This window comes from Microvirga sp. GN3, from assembly GCF_055792825.1.
Window position 1 is genome coordinate 1 of the sequence record NZ_JBVVAK010000138.1, and the last position, 19,745, is coordinate 19,745.

The following is a 19,745-nucleotide window of genomic DNA, read 5'->3' on the forward strand; positions in this document are numbered from 1 at the left end:
CGCCCGCCGGCTCAAGACCCTGCGCGGCCTCACCCCCTACGAGTACATCTGCAAGATCTTTACAAGCGAGCCGCAACGCTTCAGGCTCGACCCGCTCCACCAAATGCCGGGACTAAACATCTCTCTCTAGTCAATCAAGTGCAGTCCATCTAGCGGTGAATGTCTGCATCGGGTCCTGGTCGTGTAAAAACGCTTTGGCAGAAGACGAATTGCGTCTTTCCACGTTCCAAGCCCTTCAACATCATGGGCGAGCGCGATCCGGGTTGCTCATTGTTGATCATCGGCGGAGTAAAGCTCCAGTCGCCTCTGACGTAAGGGGCCGGCGCCTCATGAGCGTGATGACGCGAGCGTAGCCCGGCGCCTACGCCCTGAGGGCGGCCATCAGCGGTGGGATGCCCAGGATGTTCAGCATCCGGGCGAGATTGTAGGCCAGCACGTGCAGCGCCAACTCGCAGGTAACCTTCGGCAGCCGCTTCATCAGGAAGTGCGTGGCACCCATAGGCATCTTGATCGTGCCGAACGCGGGTTGTCCTCACCAATCCAGTCGTCCAGGCTTTCCGGAAACAAGGTGGTCTGGCCGCGATCCACGCCTTCGACAAAGCGTTTCATCGGATCCCCCCATTTGACACAGCCAGGGTCAACTTCTGTCGTTTCCCTGCCGCTCCGGGCAGTCTAGTTCCTCCTGCTGGGCGGACGGTCGAGATACTTCTCATGCAGCGGTGCGAACCGACGGGCTCGACTTGGACCCGGCATGCTGGACGTGGGCGACCTCGCCATCCGGCAGGTGTTCCGGATGGAACGCCTTAGCATAACGGGAATTGCCTTGGGAGGCGGCGATGACGCCGCCCTGGAGGAGTTTGCCCGATGCCCGACCGCAAGCAGGATGGTCAACAGCCCGAGGCTTTGCGCTCCCTGAAATCCGCTGCGAAGGCGGGAAGTCAGAAACCGCGGGACCAGGGTCTCGAAGCCCGCGGCGACACCGCGCCGATCTCCGCTCCTCTGGAGCAGGAAGAGAATGCCGCCACGAAGGTGCTCCAGGAGGGGGTCAAGAAGAACCCACAAGGGATGGAGAAGGCCGCCCGGAAGGCTCCTGAGCGATAGTCTCCCGAACCTTGAGATCCTCTCAGGGCAAGGGAGAGTGAAGGAACGTCAGTCCCGGCCATGGAGCGGGGGGCGCAGTTCGAGTACGTCTTCAAGGGCGGGCAAACTACGACTTTGTACGGAACGAACAAGAGATCAGCGTACCGTTCGAATACGGATGTTCGGTCTACTTCTGCTTCGTCTCACCCGAGGAAATTGCCAACGCCTTACGAATGTCCGTTGTCCCCTTCCCCAGCAGGCACTCGGTCGACTTCGCAAATGTGCCATTTCCTGACCTTCGGCATCGCGGTTCAAGCGCGAGCTGGTCAGTTAGTACGAGTAGCCGCAAGCACTCTGGAACATTCCCAGGATCTGAAGAAGGAAGGCCTGCTCCCGTAGGCCCCGGGTGCCGAGGTAAAGGGCTTGGGTGCCATAGGCATCCGCCTCCAGCGCTCCCGGGCATTGGACGTGTTCATGCGCGCGGCTCATGAACTGCTGCGCATGCACCAATTCGTGAACGAGATAGCTGCGCGCGAGCGGGGTGCCGGGATCGAGATCGTCAGCTAGGAGGATCTCTCGGGTCGCCGGGACATAGACGGCAGCCACGGTCTCGCCATGGGTCTCGTCAAAGGCTGCCGGGAACACGAGCCCCTCCAGACGTCCCTTCCTAGCCAGGCGCACGCAAGCCTCCGGGACTGGGATGCCCGTCTCCTCCGCCACGAAGGCTCTTGCCTCGGTGATCCAGTCGCCCTCAAGGCATCCGCCGGATCCTGCCGCGTGGGCCGGCGCAGGACCAATGGCGGCCAACAGCAACGCGAGGCTGTAGGCGACTAGGGCAAGCACATGAACCAGACGCGATACATCCCATGGAGCCTTGGCCGTGTCGTGATGGCTGTCTTGGCTCTGGAGTGGGCGAACTTTCCTCATGGTTCAATCCTTCCGCATGCTGTGCATGCGGGAGTTAGGCAGATGGAGCGTTAGCCGAGCGTGAGGCGGGTCCTCCCGGCATTTCGTGGATCCTGAAGCAGTGCTAGACTGGTCCTGCTGCGACAGCGTCCGAGGCATCCATGGCGGAACTCGAGATCGCACTGCTCGGCGGGCTTCGACTGCGGCATCCCGACCGCAGACCCATCGAGCTCGCGGGCGAGAAGGGGCCCCAGTTCCTCGCGCGCTTGGCCTTCCACCCCGGCACGAAGCATCGGCGCGACATTCTCCAGGCGTTGCTGTGGCCGGACTCCGACCCGCCGCACGCGCAGGGCAATCTGCGCTTCGTCCTGCACCAGCTCCGGAAGATCCTTGGCGGAAGCGCGGGACCGCTCCGCAGCGACAGCCGCTCGGTCTGGCTCGACCCGGATCGTGTCGCCGTTGATGCCGTGCGCTTCGAGGCTCTCGCGGCGGAAGGTACACTCGAGGCACTCGCCGCAGCCTGCGATCTGTACCGCGGCGACCTTCTGTCGGATGTGGGCGATCTCAGCCCCGAGTACGAGGACTGGCTCCTGCCCGAGCGGGAGCGCCTGCGCGATGTGGCGCGCTCGGCCTTCTGGAATCTGTTCTCGCTCAGGCTGTGGCGCGGCGAGGTGACGGAAGCCAAGGCCTGCGCCCAGCGCTATCTCGGGATCGATCCCTACTGCGAGCGCATGCATGCGGCGCTGATGCGGCTGCATCTGACGCAGGGCGAGCGTGCGCTCGCGGCCGGTCACTATGCCGAGTTCCGCGCCCGCTTCGAGCGCGACCTCCAGATCCGGCCGGGTGCCGAGGTCGAGCAACTCGCTCGAGCTGTTACTCAGGTTCGTGGCAGGCCCACGCAAGAGCCGTTCAATGCCGCCTGGGTTCTGGGCCGCAGCGACGTACCCTCGGAGGGCAGGCCGCTTGTGGCGGTCCTGCCCTTCCGGGACCTCTCCGAGGACGAAGCGCTGGTCAGCCTGCCTGCGGCCCTGACCGAGGACGTCATCGCGGACCTGGCGCGCTTCCGGCGGCTCGGTGTCCTGGCCCGGCACACATCCTTCGCACTCGGTCGGGATCCCGATCCCGAAGCCCGGCTGCGCCAGCTTGGCGCCCGCTACACGGTCGAGGGCAATGTCCGGCGCACCGGCAATCGCTTGAGCGTGACCGTCCGCCTGGTTGACAGCGCCTCGCAGCGCCAAGTCTGGGGCGAGCACTACCAGGGTGATTGGGAGGAGCTGCCCTCGTTCCAAGAGGAGGCGGCCATGGCCATCGTGGCCACCATCCCGGTGCAGGTCGAGCAGGCGGAATTGGAGCGCATACGCCACCGGGAGATCCAGTCCTTGAGCGCGTATGAGCATTGTCTGCGCGGCCGCGAGCACCAGCGCTCGATCGCTCATGCGTCACATGCCAAGGCCCTCGAACACTTCAGCCGCGCTCTCGAGCAGGATCCGACCTCGGCGGCCGCCCATTGCGGGCTCGCCGTGTGCTACATCTCGACCGGCGGGATCACGCCGGAAGAGGAGGACCGCCGACGGGAACGGGCGATCAGCCATGCGCAACAGGCGATTGCGCTCGATCCGCTGGATCCGCAAGGGTATTGGCTGCTCGGCATGCTGCTCCAGATGCGGCGCGACTTCTCCGGCGCCCGCTTTCATCTGGATCGCGCCGTCACCCTCAGCCCAGGTGATGTCGAGACCCTTGGCTATACAGGCCTGGAATACGCCTATGCCGGCGAGCCCGAGCGCGGCATCAACCAGGCGGAGCAAGCCATTCGGCTCAATCCGTACTTTCCGCCCGTATCCGCCGAACAAATCGGCAAGGCTTGCTTCGTCGGCCATCGGTACGAGGAGGCGCTGTTCTGGCTGAGGCAGACGCCGGACCGGATCACGACCAACCGCGGCTGGCTGGCCGCAGCAGCGGCTTACGCAGGACGGGTGGACGAAGCAGCCATGCATGCCCGGCGGATGCGCGCCACGCTGCAACAGCGTCTGGGCGACGAGGAGCTGCGGGCGGTGGGCGGTCCCATCGCGTGGCTCCGGTTGCCGGCCCGGTTCCAGCATGCGGCTGACCTGGAGCACTACGAGCGCGGTTTGGCCATCGCCGGCCTCGAATAGAGATTTCGGCGACGGATCATGCGAGCCACGCCCGACAGGATCGCCCTTTTGCCTGCAAGCAAATCCATCTGTTGGTCCCGCTCGTGGGTGTATAATCGCTGTCCTGACCCGGGATCCCATCGGGTCTTCGGGTCGCACGGCGCAGGAGGATGCCATGCGGACCAACGTCGAACTGATCCAGATGCTTTACGAGACCTTCCGCGACGGCCGGATTGACACCATCCTGGAGCACTGCTCGGACGCGATCGCCTGGGACTGCGTCGGCAACCCGGACTGGGTACCCCTGGCCGGAACCCGCAGCGGTAAGGATGCCGTCCAGCGCTTTTTCGAGGAGCTCGACCGCGGCTACACCTTCGAGGAGTTCGCGCCGGAGAGCTTCCATGACGCAGGCGACCATGTGTTCTGCTTCGGCCACGAACGGGCAACCGCGACCGCGACAGGACAGACCATCGACATCCGCTTCCTGCATGCCTTCCGGATTGAGAATGGCAAGGTGGCCGGGTTCACGCAGTTCTCGGACACGGCGGCGGTTGCCGTCGGGAGCGGAACCCTGCGTGTAGCCGGAGAGAAGACCAAGGCGGCCTAGCACGGCGCGCTGATAAATTCACTTCCATGGTCACAGGTGAAACCGACATTGGGAGACAGCGTCATGATCAACGCTCTCACATCACTTGCCGTCGGCCTGACAGCAAGCCTGCTCGCGACGGCCGCCTCGGCCCAGGCGACACTGAACAGCGTGAAGCAGAAAGGCATCCTGACCTGCGGCTCGAACCGGGGTGCCCCCGGCTTCGGCGCGCCGGATGCGCAGGGCAACTGGTCCGGTCTCGACGTTGACCTCTGCCGCGCCATTGCAGCAGCAATCTTTGACGACCCGACCAAAGTGCTGTTCGTCCCCCTTTCGGCGCAGGACCGCTTCAGCGCGCTCCAGTCCGGGCAGGTTGATGTCCTGGCCCGCAACTCGACCACGACCATGTCGCGCGACACTCAGCTCGGCCTCGAGTTCCCGGCGATCAACTACTTCGACGGCCAGGGCTTCATGGTCCGCAAATCCCTTAGTCTCACCTCGGCCAAGGAGCTGAACGGCAAATCGGTCTGCACCGACCAGGGCACCACGACCGAGCTCAACCTCGCCGACTACTTCCGCGCCAACAACATGACGTATCAGCCGATGAGCTTCGTGAACGCGACGGAGGCAAAGAAAGCCTACGAGGCGGGCCGCTGCGATGCGATGACGACCGACGTCTCCGGCCTCTATGCCGCGCGGCTGACCCTCTCGAACCCGGACGATCACGTCATTCTGCCCGAGGTCATCTCCAAGGAGCCGCTTGGCCCGGCAGTGCGCCAGGGCGACAACCAGTGGGCTGATATCGTGCGCTGGACCTTCAATGCCATGCTCGATGCCGAGGAGCTCGACGTGACGCAGGCCAACGTCGAGCAGATGAAGACCTCCGACAATCCGGAGATCAAGCGCCTGCTCGGCACCGAGGGCAAGTTCGGCGAAGCGATCGGCCTGAGTAACGACTGGGCCGTGCGCATCATCAGGCACGTGGGCAATTACGGCGAGAGCTTCGAGCGCAACGTCGGCGAGGGTTCTCCGCTCAAGATCAAGCGCGGTCAGAACGCGCTGTGGACCAAGGGAGGCCTTCAGTACGGCATCCCGGTCCGCTAGCAAGCCACGAGATTTCTCCGGCAGCCATTCCCACGACACGATCTGAGAAGAAGCGGATACGCGTGGGGGCTCCCGGCTCCAGTCATTTGGTGAAGGTCAGGAATGGGTCAAAGAGTAACGAACAGCAAATGAGATGAGGGTCCGCTTACCGCCTCATGAGCTGACGAAAGCGTTTCTTCTGAGATGTGCCAGATTCCGACGTTCCGCAACAGGAGCGTTCGCCTCAGCGGTTCACTTTGGTGCTGTGCTCAGCACGTTCCGTGCCGCCGTGAGGATTTCCTGGCTGGAGGGGAACTTCCCCACCCCGGCCAATCCCTCAGTAGCGCATTCGATGTTGACCCAGCGCACGATACCATCCTGGTCGATCAGGAACTGTCCTTTAAGCTGCGGCCACTGTCGCTCCATGTCGGCGTGGTCGGTCTTCGTCCCCTCGTAGCTGTAGAGCTTTGCCACAGCGGCAGCAGCCTCCGTGATCGGCAAAGGCTCCGGCAGAATGCCATCGGGATTGATCTGCGTGGTCTCAAGGGCCTTCATGAGCTCAGGGGTCGCAGCCGGCTTCGGGACGCCGAACGCCCGGTGGGTTGTGAGCTCGGGGTCGGCGGCCAAGCGAAGACGGGCTGGCCGAAACTTGAAATAGAGCCGCGCGTTCTCGGGCGATGTAGCCACGATCCCGAGTGTTTCAACGCCCGCAGCCTTGAGTGTTGGTTCGGTCGTTGCGACCTGGGCGATGGCCCGCCGGCAGAACGGACACCACAGCCCGACAAACAAGGCGAGGAACAATGGACTTCGTCCGCGATAATCCGCCAGCGACACCGTACCGGATCCATCTACCGCGGGAAGCGCGAAGTCGGGGGCCGGCTCGCCTGGGGAAAGGGGCGGACGCAATTCTGAGATGGTCATATCGAGTCTCCTTCGTCTGCCACACTGCACATGGCTAAGCGAGAAACGGCAGGATCAGAAGCGCGTCGGGCTCGAGGCCAGCCCGCTCACACACCTCCTGCGCCTTCGCCAGATAAGCCTCGGCCGCCACCGGGTTCCCGGCGTCGAGATTAAGGGTAGCGAGGCCATCGTAGCAGGGGAAGAGGAGCTGGGGATCTCCCACCCGCTCGGCCAGCCCTAACGCCTCCTCATAGGTGGCGAAGGCTGCAGTGTGATCTCCATGGCATTGATAAATCTGGCCCAACACGATCAGCGGCACCGCCAGATGGTCGAGAAGCTCCAGCCTGCGATCGAGGTTGATCGCCCGTTGCGCCGCCTCGATCCCTTCCAGCTCGCAGCGATCCGTCAATGCGCAATAGGCGACCGCAAGGTTCGCGTAGAGACGCGCCTGGAAGCCAAGATCACCAATTTTCTTCGCAGTCTCGAGCCCGCGATGGCAGGTTTCGATGCTTCGGCGCGGGTTGAGTGAGCTGTAGAGGACGCCAAGGTTGGCGTACCCACGGCAGGCGGCCTGCAGCAGGTCGTGTGTCTCGGCGATATCTATGCTCTGCTCGATCTTACTGACCGCCTCGCTTAGGCAGCCCTTACGTGCCAGCGCCGCGCCCAGCGTGTTGTAGGCTTGGGCCCGCGTGGCTGCCGCCTCACGGGTGCGCTCAGCGTCGGCTGAGGGCTCTTCCGCTCTCGCCATCTCAGTGAGCGCACGCTCGGCCCACGCAATGGCGCTGGTATTGTCGCCAGCCCGAAACGCAAGCCGGCCGAGTTCCTGGAAGAGCTGCGCGCGCTCAATGGGGCTACCGTCCTCGCCCAGCTTCTCGAGACCCGACGTGAAGCAAGCCCTGGCACGCTCCCAGTTTCCGGCTTCCCAGTGCAGCCCCCCAATCTTCCGATGCAGGCGGGCGGTGCCCGCGCGATCTGCAGCGGTCTCGAGAGACTGCCCCGCGACCTCATAGTGCGCGAGGGCCTCAGCCCGCTGCCCGGCGAGCGCCAACAGATCCGCAAGCCGCTCCTGCACCGCGGCGACTTCGCCGTTGCAGGTCTCGCCCGCAAGGGTTTGTAGAGCGCGCTGGTAATGGCGCATGGCATCATCGTTAGCGTAGACCGCCCGCGCCCGGTCGCCCGCAGCCATTAGGTAGCGGGCTCCCTTGCGTTTGTCCGGTGCGAGGCTCCAGTGATGGCCGAGCGCCTCAAGATCGCTCAGCTGCGACGGGTGAGGACCGACGGCGCGCTCAAGCGCCCGGCCCGCACGCTCATGCAACTCACTCCGACGGGACAGGAGCAGGTTCTCGTAGACGACGTCGTGCACAAGCGCATGCGTGAACCGATATCGCCTGCCCGCTTGGCCGGGCCCGAGTTCCTGGGTCATGTCGGCTGCGACGAGCCGCTCGAGGGCGGTTCCGGCACTCGTTTGGTCAGTCGCAATGGCATAGAGCAGCGCTTCGTCGAATATCATTCCCAGGACGGCAGCCTCCTGGAGCAGCCGCCGGGCATCGGCGGGAAGCCGGTCGACCCGGGAGAGAAGGAGCCCGTGCAGCGTCGGCGGAATATTCACCGCGTCGCAGGCTCGTGTACACGTCCATCGATCGCCTTTGCGGATGAGCACGCCTGTGGTCACGAGATTTCGGACGATTTCCTCGACGAACAGTGGATTTCCCCCGGCGCGCATTGCGATAAAATGCTGGACCCGAGCGAGAGCGACATCGTCGATCCCGCCGAAAAGCTGCGCCACGAGCGCATGAATGTCTTCGGAGGGGAGCGGAGCGAGCCTTATGACGGTCTGGGGGACTGGCGCAGCAAGGGGCTGCGGCGCGTCAGGGCGATGCGAGACCAGGATCATCAGAGGGCGCTCTGTCAGGTGGCCAACGATGTCCCGAAGCAGGTCCACCGATGCCGTGTCAGCCCAATGGAGATCCTCCACTACGATCAGGACCGGCTTCTGCTCAAGGCGCCGCTCGACCAGTGAGCGCGCCGCCAGCGCGACTTGACGCTTGAGTTGCTCGGGATCTAGCTCGCGCGGGCGCACATCCTCGACCGCGAGCAGGTAGCTCAGCACCGGCACGATTGCCTCGGTTACCTCGGGCGGGGCCCCAAGAGAGCTAAGGCCGGCGGCCAGCTTCTGCCGAGCGATATCGAGCGATTCACCTAGTTCCATCCGGTAACCTTCGCGGAAGAGCGCCGCGAAAACGCCGTAGGGAGGCTCGCCCAGAGACGAGCAGTCGGCCCAGCGGACCGCTGTGTCAGCCAAGCGGCCGTCATCCTCAAGCCGCCTCAGGAATTCAGCAATCAGCCGTGACTTGCCCGTGCCGGCGTCGCCGATGAGGCTGACGACCTGAGCCTGCCCCAGTTGTGCCCGCTCGAACGCCGCGAGGAGTTGCTCCAGCTCTTTGGTACGCCCGACCATTGGAGATGCGAGCCCGTGAGCGGCAAGCCCTCGCGCTGATTGGGGTTGGGCGAGCACACCAACTAGGCAGTAGACGTTCATTGGTCCGGTCTTGCCGCGCAAGATCAGTTCACCGGCTGGCTCAAAGGCGAAGTGATGCCGCGTGAGGGCATGGGTAGCTTCCGAGACCAGGATCGTCCCCGGCGTTGCCTCCCCAAGAAGACGCGAAGCCGTGTTGACGGTATCGCCGGTGACGTCGTAGGCCCCGCCCGCGATACCGCCGAGGCTGCCGGCCACGACTGGCCCGCTATGAACGGCGATGTGCAGGATCACCGGCTGGCCAATGCGCGCCTCCCATTGCTCACTCAGCTTCGCGCTGCGGGCCCGCATATCGAGCGCGGCATGGAGAGCCCGCGCGGAATCATCCTCATGCGCCACCGGAGCGCCGAAAAAGGCGAGGGCCGCATCGCCGAGAAACTTCGCAACGAAGCCATCATAGCGGCTGATCGCCTGGCCAAGCGCCTCGAAGAGGGTGGTCTGAAATGCCCGGACCTCCTCAGGATCGAGGCGCTCGGCGAGCGAGGTAAATCCGGAGAGATCCGCGAAGAGAACGGTCACCTGCCGGCGGTCCACATCCCGGTGTGGCGCATCCGGCGTCGTGACCGGAGCAGCTTCCGTCCACCCGGCTTTGGCCGCCGCTCCGCCAGTTCGGCCAGGAGCTACTTGGGCGGAACTTGCTTTCTGGGCAGCCCCGCAACGGGGACAGAATGCAAAGTCAGGCTCGCACAGAAAGCCGCACGTCAGGCAGGATGTCGGCTGTCGGCGACTGCACCGCGGGCAGAAGGCGAAGCCAGGTGCTAGTTCGAAGCCACAACCGGCGCATGTCATCGAAGGACCCGCAGCGTGGAGAACGGTCCGTCCCTCAATGGTTGGGGGCCAGGACTCTAACCAAAGTAGAGCCGGTATATCGACTTGCCAGTCGCCTTCACCAAGCGGACAGGAATGACCGCATCAGGTCGATGCTGTTGAAAAAGTCTGCAACTGCCGCTTTTCGCGTAATCAGCATACAGGATGCTGGGCTCGGTTTGGCATGTTGACGCTAGTAATAGTTTGGTGAAGCAGAGCCTGAGAGTTTTTCAACAGCATCGATCAGGTACTGGAGCCCGCGGACTTTTCGGAATGTCCGGTTAGATGAGGATTGCCGCCCTCGGGCTTACATCTCAGGAGTACCAAGAGGCGACGTTTGACCTTCAAATCCTGACTGGCAACAGCGTTTGAAGTGCTACAACCGAAATCCATCAAAGGTCCTCCCTGGAACGGTGCCAAGCGACAGGGATAAACCACTGGCAGGGAGCGCTGCGCGGCCTCATAATCGAACGGATGCGGCAGCAATCCGATGAGGGCTCCAATGATCGCTCCGCCCCCTGCCCTGACCCGCCGCGCGGTCCTCGCCTTTGTTGCGACAGCCGCCATTGCACCCGCGGCCGGGCAGGAACCCCCGCTGATCGCTTGGCTGTCCATTTACTCGCTCCACCAGGTTGACCGGTATCTGCAAGCCTTCCGCTCTGGCTTGGCCGCGCAGGGCTACATTGACGGGCGCAATGTCCGTATCGCTGCCCGCTCGGCCGACGGCGACCGGGGGGAGCGCCTCGCCAAGGTCGTCGCCGAGATCGTCGCAATGAAACCCGCCGTCATTGCTACCCAGGGCGGCGCCATTTACGGGGTTCGCGACATCACCACTATCCCGGTGGTGTACGGCTTCAGCGGTGATCCGATCATCGCCGGCCTGACCAGCACCCTCGCCCGGCCCGGGCGCAATCTCACCGGCGTCGCCTTCATGGCCGCCGAACTGAATGCCAAGCGTCTGGAGCTCCTGCGTGAGGCTGCCTCCAACGTCAGACGGGTGGTGCTCCTGGGCGATCCGATGCATCCCGGATACGAACTGGAAGTCCTGACCTCCGAGCGGACAGCCCGCATCTTGGGCATGCAGCTCGAGTGGGTTCCGACCCGAAGCGTGGCGGAGGTCGGCCAGATTCTCGCTTCGCTCGAGGCGGCCCCACCTGATGCCCTGGTATTCCTTCCCGACAGCATCATGCTGGAGAGCCGAAAGCAGGTTGTCGAATTCGCGCTTCGGCACAGGATCCCGACGCTATCTGGCTGGACCGAGTTCGCGCAGGCAGGCGGACTGCTCTCCTACGGGCCCGACCTCGCCGAGAGCGTGCAACGGGTTGGCTATCTTACGTCCCGGATCCTCCAAGGCGCCAAGCCCTCGGATCTGCCGATCGAGCGGCCGGAGAATTTCGAATTGGTCATCAACCTGAAGACCGCGAGAGACATCAAGCTCGGCATTCCGACCACGCTTCTCGCTCGCGCAGACGAGGTCATCGAATGACAATGACGGTTGCCCGGATAGCTCTCTCCGCCGCAGAGGCATTCCTCAAGGAGCGGGGCCCGAAGAGCCCGCAGTCCTTACCCAGCGGGAGCGGCGGAGGCTGAGGGCCATGATCGGTCAGCGTTTCTGGTTTCGTGGCCTCTTCCAGAAGTACTTTGTCGTGCTGTTCCTGGCCGTGGTCGCTCCCCTCGTCGCTAATGGCGTCAGCGAGGCTTGGTTCGGCTATCGCGACCAACGCGCCAGACTTGATGAGTTGCTTGGCGTGGAGGCGAGGTCCGCGGCGGCTAGGATCCAGGGCTTCATTGACAGCATCACCAATCAGCTTGGCTGGCTAGTTCAGCTTCCGTGGACTGAGGAGCCAGACGAGCGGCGGCGGATCGATGCCCTGCGCCTGCTGCGTCAGGTGCCAGCCATCGTCAGCCTGACCCTGGTCGATGGCTCCGGACAGGAGCGGCTGTACGTGTCGCGGATTGGCCTGAACCGGACCGAGAGCCGGACGGACCTATCGACCGATCCGGCAGTCCTCGGTGCCCGCTCGGCCCGGATCTGGTTTGGCGAGGTCACGTATTACCGCGGGTCCGAGCCCTACCTGACGGTCGCGATCTCCGGCAACCGACCGTCCGTCGGCATCGTAGTCGCCGAGGTCAATCTCAAGCTGATCTGGGACGTAATCTCCGCCATCAAGGTTGGGGAGACGGGGCACGCCTTCGTGCTGGATGGTCCGGGCCGCCTTGTCGCCCACCCGGATATCAGCCTCGTCCTGCGCGGAGCGGACGAGGCCACGCTGGCCCCCTTCCAAGCGGCCCGACAAGCGGTTGGACCTGCCAGCACGGGTTTTGCCACGAGCCGCGACGCCGAAGGCAAACCGATCGCGGTCGCCGCCGCCCCGGTCCCCGGGCCGGACTGGACCGTTGTGGTCGAGCAGCCGCTCTCGGAAGCCTTCGGGCCCATCTATGCGGCCCTGTGGCGGACCGGAGGCCTTCTCCTAGTGGGCGCTGCCCTTGCGGGTCTGCTCGCCTTCGTTCTGGCGCGCCGCATGACCGAGCCGATCCGCCTGCTCGAGGACGGCACGGAGCGCATCGGCGCCGGGCAGTTCGACCACCGGATTGAGATCAGGACAGGGGATGAACTTCAACGGCTGGCCGACAGCTTCAATGTTATGGCCGCGGACCTGTCCATCTCGCAGGAGCGGCAGGAGCGCATTTCCAAACTCAAGCGCTTCCTGGCACCGCAGGTCGCCGAACTGGTTGACCAAGTTGGAGACGACAGTGTTCTTGAGGGCCATCGTGCCGAGGTCGTTGCGGTCTTCTGTGACCTGCGGGGCTTCACGGCCTTCTCGGCCAAAGCCGCGCCCGAAGAGGTCATGAGCGTGCTCGCCGAGTACTACGAGGCGCTCGGTCGGATCATTACCAAGTATGCCGCAACACTGACGAGCTTCTCAGGCGACGGTCTGATGGTCCTCGTTAACGCTCCCGTTTCGGTCGAGGAGCCCGCGGGCCGGGCGGTGGATCTGGCGGCGGAGATGCAGCGGAGCGTGCAGGAACTGATCATCGGCTGGCGGGCACGCGGTCACGGCATCGGGTTCGGGGTGGGGCTTGCCATGGGACCGGCCACGGTCGGGCGGATCGGCTACGAGAGTCGCTTCGATTACACGGCCATCGGCAGCGTCGTGAACCTCGCCGCGCGGCTATGCGCGTCGGCGTCTGACCGGGAGATTCTGATGGATGCGGCCGTCGCCGAGGCCGTGAGGGGCAAGCGCGCCGTGATCTCGCTAGGGTTGCGTCCGCTCAAAGGCTACGACGAAGAGCTGCCCGTCTTCGGCATATCCATTGATGAGCGGCCCCACGCTGCCTAGGCTCGATACGTAGCGAGTTGCGGGGGCCTCATTCGATCACCTCGTCGGCACGGGCAAGAAGTGTCGGCGGGACTGAGAGCCCGAGAGCATTCGCGGTCTTGAGATTGATCGTGAGCTGGAAATTCGTGGGTGTCTGGACGGGGAGTTCACTCGGACGGACCCCACGCAGAAGCCGGTCGGCATAAGACGCGGCGCGGCGATACATGTCCAGCACATCAAATCCATAGGACATGAGACCGCCCTCGGCGGCGAAAATCCGGTTCGTGTAGATCGCGGGCACACGGTGCTGGGCGGCCATTTGGATGATTACTCTCCGGTGGTCCACCAAGAACGTGTCCGGCATGGCGGCCAGCCCACCGCGGCTCACCTGGCCGAGTGCGCGGATCGCATCTTCGATCTCAGCGCTGCTGTTCACACGGACGGGCACAGCGGCTATTCCGAGAGACGACGCAGCAGCCTGGATCGAGCGCAGGAACAACGACTCAACGTGTGGGGCTGTCTTTGGATTGAAGAGGAGAGCGATATGGGCCAGACCCGGCGCGGCTTCCTTCAGGAGTTCCAACCATTTCGGGCCCATGGCGGTCTCGAAGGCGGTGAAGCCGGTCACGTTCCCACCGGGTCGGGCCAAATTCTCCACAAAACCCGACCCGACCGGGTCGCCAACCCTGCAAAACACGATCGGAATGGTCTTTGTCTCCCGGACGAGGGCAGCGACGGATGGCGTCGCATCCCCAAGCATCAGGTCTGGTGCCAGCGCAACCAACTCAGCCGCATAGGTCTGGAAATGGTCCGCGCTCCCTGCTGCCCAACGTCGATAGAGTTGGAGATTACGCCCCTCCACCCAACCCCAGTCCTGGAGAGCCTCTCGGAACGCTTGCACACGGGCCTGCCCGTCTGGATCGCTCTCCGCGCTGGCCATCAACAAGCCGATCCGCCGGACGCGACTTAGTTCTTGGGCCGGGGCAGCGCGCGAAAACGCGATGCCGCTGCCGAGAAGAACGAGAAGCTCTCGCCGCCTCATTCGATCACCTCGTCGGCGCGAGCGATCAGAGAATCCGGCACCGTCAGGCCAAGCGCCTTGGCTGCCTTGAGATTGATGACCAGCTCGAACGTGGTCGGCCGCTCGACAGGCACCTCGGCTGGGCGAGCGCCCTTGAGAACCTTGTCGACCGCACGCGCGACCATGCGGAAGGACTGCCGCAGATTCGGGCCGTAAGTCATGACGCCGCCAGATCTGGCAAAGGCTGGCCAGCCGGAGACGACCGGAATGCGCTGTTGCATCGCAAACTGGATCAATCGCACCCGATGCTGCATCATCAGCGCATCCGGCAGGGCGACGATCGCATCCGCACCCTCCTTCGCGATCACCGCAAAGGCATTGTCAAACTCCTCCTCCGACCGGACCGGCACGTACCGGATTGTGAGACCGAGCGACGCCGCCGCTTTTCGGGACTCGGCGAGCTCGAGGTGCTCGCCCGGGTGTTCGGGATTGCTCAGCAACGCAATGCGGGAGACGGCCGGAAAGGCCTCCTTGAGCAACCCAAGCCGCAGCGCGTTCACCTCGTACGACATGAATGTCGCACCCGTGAAATTGCGCCCCGGCCGCGCGAGGCGATCGACCAGCCCCGCCTTCTCGGGATCGGCACTGAGCGCGAAGATGACCGGGATTGAACCCGCCACGGGCTGCACAGCGCGGATCGCTGCTCCCTGGGTGACAATCGCAGCCACCCCGAGTTGCACAAGATCCCGGGCAAGATCGGCGCCGCGGTTCGGGTCGCCGCGCGCCCATCGCGCCTCGATAGTGAGGTTGCGGCCCTCGACATAGCCCAGCTCGCGCAACTCCGCACGGAAGGCCTCGAAGAACGGGGATGTGTCGGCATCGTCTGGTCCTGCAAGGGAGAGCCAGCCGATCCGAGGGATCGTGGACGGTTGGGCGTGCACAGTCAGTGGGGTGATGGACAGTGCCGCTGCGAGCAGCGTGCAAGGAGCCCGGAATGTCATCGATCACCTCACCAGGTCGAGGAGGATCGGGGAGCATCCATTCTGCGCCCACGTCGACGTTGGCTCAAGGCATCCCGCAATCCAGGCGGTGGTCTTTTCAAGCGAACGTCCGCAGCGGGTCAAAGAGTAACGTAGAGCAGATGAAATGAAGGTCCGCTCATCGCGCCTTTACAGACATTCGACGTACCTCTGGAACGTGCCACACGCAGACATTCTGACCCTTTTGATTGCTTGAAGGACGGGAGAGGGTATCGTCCTGAATCGGCTCAAACGGCGACTTCGCTAGGCGCGAACATTGGAAGGGCGGTGACCCTCGCGTGTGCGGAAACCTAGGATAGCCTCACCCGCAGCCCATTCAGTCCAGCCTCTCCACCCTCAGCGCAACGCTCAAGATCAATCGCAGATGACGCCATTCGTCCCGGACCTCGACACACACCTCGCGGGTGCGTGGCAACCAATCCCGTCCAAGCGCAAGAGCGGTCTGCGTCGCCTCCTGCTCGGCACCCTCCAGGCTGTCGAGTTCAAAGCCGTCCGGATCTGAGAGGATCTCTGTCCCTGCCCGGACGTCGAAATAAAAATGCGGCATGTCACCTCTTCCATGAGCCGCGTGCGGCGGCTTTGCGGGTGGGAAGCTCTGGGCCAAACCGACCAGGATTGGAATCAGGTGAGGACCCGGAACGACCGTCAGAATTCCCCTGGTCCAGGCCAGAAGAGCCTACGGTTCAATCCGTTTTGGCAGCCTCGGCATAGTGGGCCTCTCCTCATGAGCTTGTGCTAGCCGCCTGCTTGTGCTGCCCAGCGGAAAGCCGCACATCACTCCTTCCCAAGCCGCTGTCCAAGGGTTCGGTTACGAGACCGATGAAGGCTGATGGGACGCATTCTCCTAGTGTAGATCTTGAACCCACTGCCTCGCGTTGATGATCAGTTCGACTGCCAGAGTGAGTTCGGGCTCGTCGAGTTCGGTGCAGCCGCAACTGTCGACGACCGCTTGCCGTGAATGGGAGTAAAGCTCCAGCCAGAGCCATGGCAGACCCGGCAGCCTTAGCTCCTCCGGGATCTCGGTCAGCCGTGCCTCGAGCGCGCCGAACCGGACCACGGTCACAGTGCGCGAGCCATCCGTCTCAGGCGTGCAGGCAAGCTGGACATAGGCGCGGATGATGCGCTGTTCGATCTCGTCAGGGCTCATCGCGGCCCCGATGAGGCTGATGGGAATTCCTGTTTTTCCGAGCATCCCAAGCATTGCGGTCTCCGGACTGTCGATAGCGGAGGTCTGCCCCCCTGGTTCTTTCATCCGAATTTCTGACGGCCGATGCGATGATCGCTTTGTCGATCCGGGTGCCTGCGGCTCGCCAGAGGCCGATCAGGCGCCTGCCAATCCACGCCAGCATATTCTATTCCTCAGCTATCACGTCGGACGCCGCTCTGGCCGGGGCTCCGTCGCCTGGCACTCTGAACGAAGGCCTCTGAAGGTCTAGCCTCCAGCCGGCCGGAAGACATGTCGGTCCGGACCAGCCCCAAGGCGTCGGCGCCAGTCAGCAAACCGCATTGCCACTTGGATTGAAATCAGGTGAGGACCGGAGGAGCGGGTCAGGATTGCCCTACTCTCTGAGACAGGGAGTCAGGGCTCGATCAGCTTGTTGCGCACGGCATAGAGGGCAAGCTCCACCCCCGAGCGCAGGTTCAGTTTCTTCATCGCCGAGGTCCGGTGGCTCTCGACGGTCTTGATGCTCACCTTCCAGCGCTCGGCGATGTCGCGGTTGCTCTGCCCCTCCGCCACGAGCTGGATAACCTCCCGTTCATGGGAACTCAAGGTTTGCGAGGCCACTACCTTGCCGCCGCTCAGAAAGGTATCGAGCAAGGTCTCGGCCACTTGGGGCGAGAAGTAGGGCTGCTTGCGCAATAGAGCCCGCACCGCCCTGACAACCTCAGTGTCGTCCTCCGTCTTGAGCAGATAGCCGCGTGCCCCGGCTCGCAGCACGTCGCGGATCACATCGTCATTGTTATGCATCGTGTAGATCAGCACTTCGGTGCCCGGGCTGGCGAGGCGCATGTGGCGGGTGGCTTCGAGGCCGTTCAGCCCCGGCAGGGCGTAGTCGAGGATCGCCACGTCCGGCCGATGTTGGCCGGCTAGGTCGACCGCCGATTGCCCGTCGTCGGCCTCGGCGCAGACCTGCCAGCCGGCTTGCGCCTCCAGCAGAGCCTGCAAGCCCCGACGCACGATGGGATGGTCGTCGGCTACAAGAAGTTTGATGGTCATGGCACGCTCATAGGACCCGACAATTCTTACCTGCGGCGCCGTATCAGACCCATCGGGTCTGGACCCGAACAAGGACTCAGGATTTTCCTGAGTGCCGTGCCCCCTGGAAAGGCTACTCTCCTGAACCGATGGCACTTCGGACCCGGCGACCGTCAGTCTGGTCCTCTCCAGTGACAGCGGGGAACATCAGGCGCACTGTCGTGCCGCGGCCCTCTTCGCTCTCCAGCTGCACGTCACCGGCACTTTGCTGGACGAAGCCCAGCACCTGGCTGAGGCCGAGCCCGTTTCCATGTCCCTTGGTGGTGAAGAAGGGGTCGAAGGCCCGCTCCAGCACCGCCGGGGGCATCCCGATGCCCATATCCGTCACCGAAATCCGAACCCACCGCTCATCCCTGCCGGACATGCGGTGGAACGCCACCAGCCCGGGAGGTGGGGCGGTGATCTCGGTCGCCACGGTGATGATGCCCCCGTCCGGCATGGCATCGCGGGCGTTCAGCACTAGGTTGAGCAGCGTTGCTTCGAGCTGGACCGGATCGAGCAGGGCTGCGCTGCCCATGCCGGCCAACTTGAGGTCGAGCGCGATCCGAGGACCCGCCGCCTGTCGCAAGATCGGGGCAAAGCCCGCGATCCGCTCGTCGATCACGGTCACCTCCGGCCGAAGGTCCTGCCGCCGCGCGAAGGCGAGCAGGCGCTCGATCATGGCCCTCGCACCCTTGAGGGCCTGGTCGGCCTCGTCAACCAGGGACAAGGTGTCCGGGCGGTCGGCCAGAGAGGGCCTCAGGAGCAGAAATGTCGATTGCATGATCCGGATCGTGTTGCCGAGATCGTGTGCGATGCCGCCGGCGATGCGCCCGAGTCCCTCCAGTCGCTGCGCGCGGCTAAGCCGCTCCTGCTCGGCCTGTTCGCGCCGGCGGCTTCTCTGAACGAGGACAATCAGGGCGCCGACCAGGCCGAGGAGGACGGCCGTCGAGATGGCCTCCACGACCGCATGCTCGCGCCAAGGCTGAAACACGGTTTGCTGCGCCAGGCCAACCAGAACCACAGCCGGTGTGGTGCCGAGGGCATGATATGCGGTCACCCGGATCGTACGGTCGACCGGGCTGGCGCCCCAGAAGACGCCCTGCGAACTGCGTGATAGGTAAGTGTAGAATGGCTCCGCCGCTGCGTAGGACCGGCCGATGGCCTCCTCGGAGGCCGGGCTGCGGGCCAGAAGGGTGCCGTCGCGCAGCAGAAGCGCGATAAATCCGTTCTCGCCAACAGAGAGGCTGCGGTAGAACTCCTCAAAGTACCTGGGCTCGACGGCGGCCACGACGATTCCGCCGAAGCTGCCGTCAGGCCGGTTGATCCTGCGGCTGAAGCTGACGAACCAGACATTGACTGACCGACTGCGAAGCGGCGGCCCGATCTGCAGGCCGAGGCTAGGATCTTCCTGATGTGCCTTGAAGTAGGGCCGGTCCGCCAGGGTGACTCTTGGTGTGGAGGGATAATCGGTGTCGTGCGTGATGAATCCATCCGGACCAATGACATAGAGGGCGCGAACATACGGCAAGGCCTTGAGCCGCTCTTTCAGCGCATCCCGGAAGTGCGTATTCCAGGGATGGTGATCGCTTGTTCCACCCGATCGTGATCACGTGTTCCAGTGATCGTGATCATCGTCAGCTCAGACCCATTTCGGTCTGCTGAGCGGAGCGAAGCGGCGGACACCGCTGGCGGTTGTAGGATGGGTTGGAACCCAGCCCCGGGTCAAGCCCGGCGCCAAGGGTTGGCGATCGTCCTGGTGGTCCATGGGCGGGCCCCACGCGCGGCGCAACGTGCCCCCACGAGCAACGCAGCGGCGCGCGTGGGCGGGGCCTGTGGTCCGTCAGGGCGATCGATGGCGCAACGGATCATTCTGCCGGTCTTTCGCCGCTCCGGCGGCGCAGGCTGTCGCCCTTGAGTTCAATCCGATGCGCATTGTGAATGACGCGATCCAGGATCGCGTCGCCGAGAGTGGGATCCCCGAACACCGCAGAACACCCCGATCCTTGACTGGGTCGTGTCTCATGTGACGGTCATCGATCCCCGACACGCGCTGAGCGGACAGCAGTTTGAACTCGTTTCCCTGCACTCCGCACGC

The 19,745-nt window shown here is 64.0% G+C and carries 15 protein-coding genes and 3 pseudogenes; 7 read left to right on the top strand and 11 right to left on the bottom strand.

Features of this window, described 5'->3' with window-relative positions; all coding sequences use genetic code 11:
• Nucleotides 1-130, top strand: a pseudogene (locus tag ACS5Q1_RS37270) (IS481 family transposase); the annotation flags it as partial.
• A gap of 231 nt (nucleotides 131-361) precedes the next feature.
• Here the strand turns inward: ACS5Q1_RS37270 and ACS5Q1_RS37275 are convergent.
• A pseudogene (locus ACS5Q1_RS37275) lies at nucleotides 362-520 on the bottom strand (IS5/IS1182 family transposase); the annotation flags it as partial.
• A 344-nt stretch (nucleotides 521-864) separates the two neighbouring features.
• Here ACS5Q1_RS37275 and ACS5Q1_RS37280 point away from each other — a divergent pair.
• Entirely contained in the window at nucleotides 865-1,101 is a 237-nt protein-coding gene (locus ACS5Q1_RS37280) for a hypothetical protein (protein ID WP_473102977.1), read from the top strand.
• Between the two features lie 309 nt (nucleotides 1,102-1,410).
• On the opposite strand, the gene ACS5Q1_RS37285 is transcribed toward ACS5Q1_RS37280, so the two are convergent.
• Nucleotides 1,411-2,007: a DUF6647 family protein gene (locus tag ACS5Q1_RS37285; protein WP_473102978.1), complete on the bottom strand. Its 597-nt coding sequence runs from the start codon at nucleotides 2,005-2,007 to the stop codon at nucleotides 1,411-1,413.
• A 140-nt stretch (nucleotides 2,008-2,147) separates the two neighbouring features.
• Here ACS5Q1_RS37285 and ACS5Q1_RS37290 point away from each other — a divergent pair, with 140 nt between their 5' ends.
• The 3 genes from ACS5Q1_RS37290 (at nucleotide 2,148) to ACS5Q1_RS37300 (ending at nucleotide 5,808) form a co-directional block, all read left to right on the top strand.
• Nucleotides 2,148-4,139 carry a BTAD domain-containing putative transcriptional regulator gene (locus ACS5Q1_RS37290; protein ID WP_473102979.1) on the top strand — a complete coding sequence of 664 codons (1,992 nt, stop codon included), beginning with the start codon at nucleotides 2,148-2,150 and terminating at the stop codon, nucleotides 4,137-4,139.
• A gap of 154 nt (nucleotides 4,140-4,293) precedes the next feature.
• Nucleotides 4,294-4,725 carry a nuclear transport factor 2 family protein gene (locus ACS5Q1_RS37295; RefSeq protein WP_473102980.1) on the top strand — a complete coding sequence of 144 codons (432 nt, stop codon included), beginning with the start codon at nucleotides 4,294-4,296 and terminating at the stop codon, nucleotides 4,723-4,725.
• A gap of 63 nt (nucleotides 4,726-4,788) precedes the next feature.
• Nucleotides 4,789-5,808, top strand: a complete 1,020-nt coding sequence (locus tag ACS5Q1_RS37300; RefSeq protein ID WP_473102981.1) for an amino acid ABC transporter substrate-binding protein — start codon at nucleotides 4,789-4,791, stop codon at nucleotides 5,806-5,808.
• A 231-nt stretch (nucleotides 5,809-6,039) separates the two neighbouring features.
• Here ACS5Q1_RS37300 and ACS5Q1_RS37305 read toward each other — a convergent pair whose 3' ends face one another.
• Both ACS5Q1_RS37305 and ACS5Q1_RS37310 read right to left on the bottom strand, forming a co-directional pair.
• On the bottom strand, nucleotides 6,040-6,708 hold the full coding sequence (locus tag ACS5Q1_RS37305) for a redoxin domain-containing protein (protein WP_473102982.1): 669 nt from the start codon (nucleotides 6,706-6,708) through the stop codon (nucleotides 6,040-6,042).
• A gap of 34 nt (nucleotides 6,709-6,742) precedes the next feature.
• Nucleotides 6,743-10,012, bottom strand: a complete 3,270-nt coding sequence (locus tag ACS5Q1_RS37310) for an AAA family ATPase (RefSeq protein ID WP_473102983.1) — start codon at nucleotides 10,010-10,012, stop codon at nucleotides 6,743-6,745.
• Nucleotides 10,013-10,532: 520 nt separating this feature from the next.
• Here ACS5Q1_RS37310 and ACS5Q1_RS37315 point away from each other — a divergent pair.
• Nucleotides 10,533-11,516 carry an ABC transporter substrate-binding protein gene (locus tag ACS5Q1_RS37315; RefSeq protein WP_473102984.1) on the top strand — a complete coding sequence of 328 codons (984 nt, stop codon included), beginning with the start codon at nucleotides 10,533-10,535 and terminating at the stop codon, nucleotides 11,514-11,516.
• Between the two features lie 109 nt (nucleotides 11,517-11,625).
• Nucleotides 11,626-13,371 carry a cache domain-containing protein gene (locus tag ACS5Q1_RS37320; protein WP_473102985.1) on the top strand — a complete coding sequence of 582 codons (1,746 nt, stop codon included), beginning with the start codon at nucleotides 11,626-11,628 and terminating at the stop codon, nucleotides 13,369-13,371.
• Nucleotides 13,372-13,399: 28 nt separating this feature from the next.
• Here ACS5Q1_RS37320 and ACS5Q1_RS37325 read toward each other — a convergent pair whose 3' ends face one another.
• The 7 genes and pseudogenes from ACS5Q1_RS37325 to ACS5Q1_RS37355 all read right to left on the bottom strand — a co-directional run.
• Nucleotides 13,400-14,392, bottom strand: coding sequence for an ABC transporter substrate-binding protein (locus tag ACS5Q1_RS37325; protein WP_473102986.1), 993 nt, complete (start codon nucleotides 14,390-14,392; stop codon nucleotides 13,400-13,402).
• Nucleotides 14,389-15,372 carry an ABC transporter substrate-binding protein gene (locus ACS5Q1_RS37330; protein ID WP_473102987.1) on the bottom strand — a complete coding sequence of 328 codons (984 nt, stop codon included), beginning with the start codon at nucleotides 15,370-15,372 and terminating at the stop codon, nucleotides 14,389-14,391. Before ACS5Q1_RS37330 ends, ACS5Q1_RS37325 begins: the two co-directional genes overlap by 4 nt.
• Nucleotides 15,373-15,727: 355 nt before the next feature.
• Complete coding sequence (locus ACS5Q1_RS37335; RefSeq protein ID WP_473102988.1) at nucleotides 15,728-15,958, bottom strand: DUF6894 family protein; 231 nt, start codon at nucleotides 15,956-15,958, stop codon at nucleotides 15,728-15,730.
• A 297-nt stretch (nucleotides 15,959-16,255) separates the two neighbouring features.
• On the bottom strand, nucleotides 16,256-16,663 hold the full coding sequence (locus tag ACS5Q1_RS37340; protein ID WP_473102989.1) for a hypothetical protein: 408 nt from the start codon (nucleotides 16,661-16,663) through the stop codon (nucleotides 16,256-16,258).
• Nucleotides 16,664-16,990: 327 nt separating this feature from the next.
• Nucleotides 16,991-17,629 carry a response regulator gene (locus ACS5Q1_RS37345; RefSeq protein ID WP_473102990.1) on the bottom strand — a complete coding sequence of 213 codons (639 nt, stop codon included), beginning with the start codon at nucleotides 17,627-17,629 and terminating at the stop codon, nucleotides 16,991-16,993.
• 112 nt (nucleotides 17,630-17,741) lie between these two features.
• Nucleotides 17,742-19,199, bottom strand: a complete 1,458-nt coding sequence (locus ACS5Q1_RS37350; RefSeq protein WP_473102991.1) for a hybrid sensor histidine kinase/response regulator — start codon at nucleotides 19,197-19,199, stop codon at nucleotides 17,742-17,744.
• A 316-nt stretch (nucleotides 19,200-19,515) separates the two neighbouring features.
• Nucleotides 19,516-19,635: pseudogene (locus ACS5Q1_RS37355) on the bottom strand (ATP-binding protein); the annotation flags it as partial.
• Nucleotides 19,636-19,745: the final 110 nt, after the last annotated feature.